The following is a 4,711-nucleotide window of genomic DNA, read 5'->3' as shown; positions in this document are numbered from 1 at the left end:
ATCCCTTGGTACTTCATGAAAATACCGAATTGAAAAAAGAATACTCCCTATTACCTGAACGTGGTGGAGAAGAAAAAATCAAAGCCCTTTCTGTAAAAAATGGCAACGATAGAAAAGCCTATTTGACAAAATGGCTTAACCCTTGAGCAAAGGTATTGTTATAGTTTCAGGCACAGGTTTGACCTGAAACATGACTACAGATATAAAGCATCGAGTTTCTACTCGATGCTTTTTTTAAATCGCTCGTTATTGCGAGGGGGAACGTAAAAGATTTGTAAGTGGAAGCTTCCTTTTAAATAGTGTTTATTGTATTACTAATAAATTATAAGGTGGCAGCTTTAGAAGGGATTCCAATAAATCTAAAATAAAAAAAGCTGCCCAAATAGGGCAGCTTTTACAATCAAATCGAAATTTTTAAACTTAATTTCTATCCAATGCATTGAGCATATCAAAGGCAAGTTCTAATCTTTTGCCGAAGTTCTCTTCACCTTTCCTAAGCCATACCCTTGGGTCATAAGACTTTTTGTTAGGATTGTCTGCGCCTTCAGGATTTCCCAATTGGGTTTGAAGATATCCTTCTTTGCTGTGGTAGTATTTCAATACCCCTTCCCAGAATGCCCACTGAAGGTCTGTATCTATATTCATTTTTACAGAACCGTAACCATTAGCTTCTCTTATTTCTTCTACTGTAGATCCTGATCCACCATGGAATACGAAATTTACAGGTTTGCCGGTAGTTCCAAATTTCTCATTGATATAATCTTGAGAGTTTTTCAAAATTATCGGTTTCAATGATACATTACCCGGCTTATAAACTCCATGTACGTTTCCAAAAGCAGCAGCAACAGTAAACAAGTCGTCCACTTTTTTCAACTCTTCATAAGCATAAGCTACTTCTTCCGGTTGTGTATATAGTTTAGAGCTATCGATTTCTGTATTGTCTACTCCATCTTCTTCTCCACCTGTTACTCCAAGTTCGATTTCAATGGCCATTTTAATTTTGGCAAACTCCTTGAAATATTTTACAGATGTTTCGATATTCTCTTCAATAGACTCTTCAGATAAATCCAACATATGGGAGCTGAAAAGAGGTCTTTTGTAAGCCTCATAATAAGCTTTTCCTTCTTCAAGTAAGCCATCTATCCAAGGAAGTAATTTTTTTGCTGCGTGATCTGTGTGTAAAACAACAGGGACACCATATACTTGAGCCATTTTATGTACATGCAGGGCACCGGAAACACCACCTGCCACAGATGCTTGTTGCTTGTCATTTGGCAGACCTTTACCAGCATAAAACTGAGCACCACCATTTGAAAACTGAATCATTACCGGGGAGTTGACCCTTTTTGCGGTTTCTAAAACAGCGTTCACAGTATTACTGTTGATACAGTTTACTGCTGGCATTGCAAATTCACTTTCTTTGGCATAGGCCAATAGGTCTTTAAGCTCTTCGCCGTACTTTACTCCAGGTTTGAATTTCATATTAAATAATTTATGGTTGTATTAAATTTGATCCGCATCAATCCACCAAAGTAATTGATTAGGAATTCAAAGATATAAATAGTGTGGAACAATTACCTTATGATTTGATTGAAAAAAACTTTTTTACCGAATATTTCATTAATTTTCTTGGCATAATTTAGGGTTGGAAACTATAAAATTTCCTTTATATATTTGTTTTATGGAACAAATAAGGATTACAGGGGTACCAGAGCATTTTAATTTTCCCTGGCAACTATTGGTGAAAGAACAACCTTTTTTAAAAGATAAGGTGAGTTTGGTATGGGAAGATGAACCCAGAGGATCCGGCGCAATGAATAAGGCCATTAGAACTGGTTCTACAGATTTAGCCATAGTGCTTACAGAAAGTTTTTTGAAGGATAAAATAGATGGAAACCCGGGTAAAATCATTGGGTACCATGTCAAGTCTCCTTTGGTTTGGGGGATTCATGTGCCAGGACTTTCTGAAGCACAAAATATTGAAGATTTAAGAAAGGCCCCTTTTCTAATAAGCAGAAAAGGTTCAGGCTCTCATTTAATGTCCTATCTTCTAGCAACAAGGGAAGGGTGGAATCCTAAGGATCTTGATTTTGAAATTATTAATAATCTGGATGGTGCCATTAATTCTTTTAAAGAAACCAAAATTAAAGCCTTCCTTTGGGAAAAATATACAACCAAGCCATTGGTGGATCGAGGGCTTTTTAAAAGGGTAGGGGAAATACCCACACCTTGGCCATGCTTTGTTATTGTAGCTTCCGAGGGAATGGTGAAGCATAAACCTGATCTACTTCAAAAAATTCAAATGAAGATTTATAGTCTTAACAAAGCTATTTTGGATGACAAGCAAAGCTTTGTATTGCCAATTAGTAGGGCTTATGGACTTGATGCCGAAGATGTACAAGAATGGATCAAGCAAACCATTTGGGCAGTTGAAGCTGAAGTCCCGAGTCAAGAGATAGACACTACTTTAGATACCTTGATGGGTTTAGGGCTTATTGAAAAAAAAGTAGCTATTGGCGAAATCATCCAAAATTTTAATTTCCGTTTTTAATTTTAAATTCGTCTATCCACCGGATTGATCTTGTGGCAAATAAATTGATAAGAAATAGTGTTTAGACAAAAATAAACCGGTCATTTTTTATATGACCGGTTTATTTGGTTTTTTGAAGCAGTTTTAAAAGTCTGAGTAAGAAGTTGGTCGCAATAATCTTTTATCGTTTTTAGACACGGTATTGTCGTATTCACTATTGGCCTTAAGTGATAACCAAGCAGGATAATCACTGAAAGTATCCCAATGCGCATCCCTGTCTTCTAAATTTTCAAAGGCTGTCATGTACACTAAGTTAGGCATATTAGCTCCAGCCAATGGCTCTCCATAAAAAATGCCGTTAAAATTCAATTCATCGAAGATATCAATTTCACCTTCGTTAAACATTTTAACTTTTTTGTGATAGAGTCGTTCTGTGGCAGATTCATAACTTCTTAATTCGTAAATTCTTTCACTTTTCGGAGAACTTAGTTTTGGAAGTGCCATTCTGGGCCTTGTTTCAAATGCTTGCATTAAAGAGGTTTCTATCCTACTAAAGGTAGGGTTATCATAAGCTGCTTGAATATATGCTTTACCCTCTTCTTGGTGTGTTGGATCAGATTTTAATTTTCTTTGAAATCTGAAATAATCTTTTGAATTAGTAAAGGGGAGAAAAACGTAGATTTTTTTCCCTGCATCAGGTTCTGAAGGTAATGGTTTGAAAACACCAACATTTTTAACCCCAGCCCTGTGGGCAGCCGGGATAAAAGCTTTTTCTAGATAGTTTTCAGTTATTTCCCCTTGTTTAAGGTTTTTTAAATGATATACCCTTAACTCATACAAGTCTTTTTTTCCATCTTGGGCCATAAGCGTTAGGGAACTTATTATAAGAAGGAATAATAACGGAAAAAACTTAAAGGGACATGAATTGGATTTCATATTGTTTATGATTTTATTGGATTTATTGGTTAAATTAAGTAATTGACAGATAAATTTAAGTATATTATTGGGATCATTAAGAAAAAGTTATTTGAATGGGAAATATATTATTATTTTTGAATTTTAGACAACAGCAATTTTAGAATTTAAGTTTTTAACTAATTATTTTATAAAATGAAAAGGATTTTAGTAACTGGTGGAGCTGGATTTTTGGGCAGTCACCTTTGTGACAAACTTTTAGAGGAGGGCAATGAAGTAATATGTGCCGATAACCTTTTTACTGGCAGAAGAAGAAATATTCACCATTTATTGGAGAATAAAAATTTTGAATTTTTAAGGCATGATGTTACGCTTCCTTTGTATGTAGAGGTGGATGAAATTTATAACCTTGCATGTCCTGCTAGCCCGGTTCATTATCAATTTGACCCTGTTCAGACTACTAAAACAAGTGTGATAGGGGCCATAAATATGTTGGGTCTTGCGAAAAGGCTTAAAATTAAAATTTTACAGGCAAGTACCAGTGAGGTTTATGGTGATCCGGAAATACATCCACAACCTGAATCCTATAAGGGAAGTGTCAGTGTTACCGGCCCTAGAGCTTGTTATGATGAAGGAAAGAGATGTGCAGAAACATTGTTTTTTGATTATCATAGGCAGCACAATTTAAATATCAAGGTGATGCGTATTTTTAATACTTATGGGCCAAGAATGCACCCATCGGACGGACGTGTGGTGAGTAATTTTATTGTTCAGGCATTGAAAGGAGAAGACATTACCATTTTTGGAGATGGAATGCAAACCAGGAGTTTTGGATATGTAAGTGATTTAATTTCGGGGATGTATAAATTAATGAATAGTTCTAATGATGTTATTGGACCTATTAATATTGGTAATCCTGTAGAATTTACCATGTTGGAATTGGCTGAAAACGTTTTGGAACTTACAGGTTCAAAAAGCAAGCTTAAATACTTGCCACTCCCACAGGATGATCCCATGCAGAGAAAGCCAATCATTGATTTGGCAAAAAAAGAATTGGGTTGGGAACCAAAAGTTCAATTAAAAGAAGGCTTGGTTGAAACCATAAAATATTTTGATCTTATCCTAAAGGAAGATAATGTTTAGTGATTGACAAAAGACTATTTGATACCTTACAGCATTGTTCTTGAATAAAGGGCAATGCTTTTTTGTTAAAATAAAATGGTTATTTAAAATACATAAATAAGTTTTTTAAATACTTAATTTTGT

Annotated in this window: 4 protein-coding genes; 2 read left to right on the top strand and 2 right to left on the bottom strand. The window is 35.1% G+C overall.

Annotation, left to right across the window (positions count from 1 at the left end):
• Positions 1-420: 420 nt before the first annotated feature.
• Positions 421-1,482 carry a class II fructose-bisphosphate aldolase gene (gene fbaA / locus AAC037_RS20045; RefSeq protein ID WP_339905117.1) on the bottom strand — a complete coding sequence of 354 codons (1,062 nt, stop codon included), beginning with the start codon at positions 1,480-1,482 and terminating at the stop codon, positions 421-423.
• Between the two features lie 199 nt (positions 1,483-1,681).
• On the opposite strand from fbaA, the gene AAC037_RS20040 reads away from it, so the two are divergent.
• Positions 1,682-2,551 carry a substrate-binding domain-containing protein gene (locus AAC037_RS20040; protein ID WP_339905115.1) on the top strand — a complete coding sequence of 290 codons (870 nt, stop codon included), beginning with the start codon at positions 1,682-1,684 and terminating at the stop codon, positions 2,549-2,551.
• Positions 2,552-2,674: 123 nt separating this feature from the next.
• Here AAC037_RS20040 and AAC037_RS20035 read toward each other — a convergent pair whose 3' ends face one another.
• Complete coding sequence (locus AAC037_RS20035; RefSeq protein WP_339905114.1) at positions 2,675-3,394, bottom strand: NIPSNAP family protein; 720 nt, start codon at positions 3,392-3,394, stop codon at positions 2,675-2,677.
• 246 nt (positions 3,395-3,640) lie between these two features.
• Here AAC037_RS20035 and AAC037_RS20030 point away from each other — a divergent pair, with 246 nt between their 5' ends.
• Positions 3,641-4,588 carry a UDP-glucuronic acid decarboxylase family protein gene (locus AAC037_RS20030; protein ID WP_339905113.1) on the top strand — a complete coding sequence of 316 codons (948 nt, stop codon included), beginning with the start codon at positions 3,641-3,643 and terminating at the stop codon, positions 4,586-4,588.
• The last annotated feature ends 123 nt before the right edge of the window (positions 4,589-4,711 follow it).

The sequence above is a fragment of the uncultured Cyclobacterium sp. genome (assembly GCF_963976465.1).
Classification (GTDB): Bacteria; Bacteroidota; Bacteroidia; order Cytophagales; family Cyclobacteriaceae; genus Cyclobacterium.
Note: the sequence above shows the minus strand (reverse complement) of the source record. Positions and strands in the feature narration are given on the sequence as shown.

Excerpts from the sequence above, each read along its gene's own strand:
- AAC037_RS20035 (WP_339905114.1), bottom strand. The coding sequence starts at position 3,394 with ATGGCCCAAGATGGAAAAAAAGACTTGTATGAGTTAAGGGTATATCAT.
- AAC037_RS20040 (WP_339905115.1), top strand. The coding sequence starts at position 1,682 with ATGGAACAAATAAGGATTACAGGGGTACCAGAGCATTTTAATTTTCCC.
- fbaA (WP_339905117.1), bottom strand. The coding sequence starts at position 1,482 with ATGAAATTCAAACCTGGAGTAAAGTACGGCGAAGAGCTTAAAGACCTA.
- AAC037_RS20030 (WP_339905113.1), top strand. The coding sequence starts at position 3,641 with ATGAAAAGGATTTTAGTAACTGGTGGAGCTGGATTTTTGGGCAGTCAC.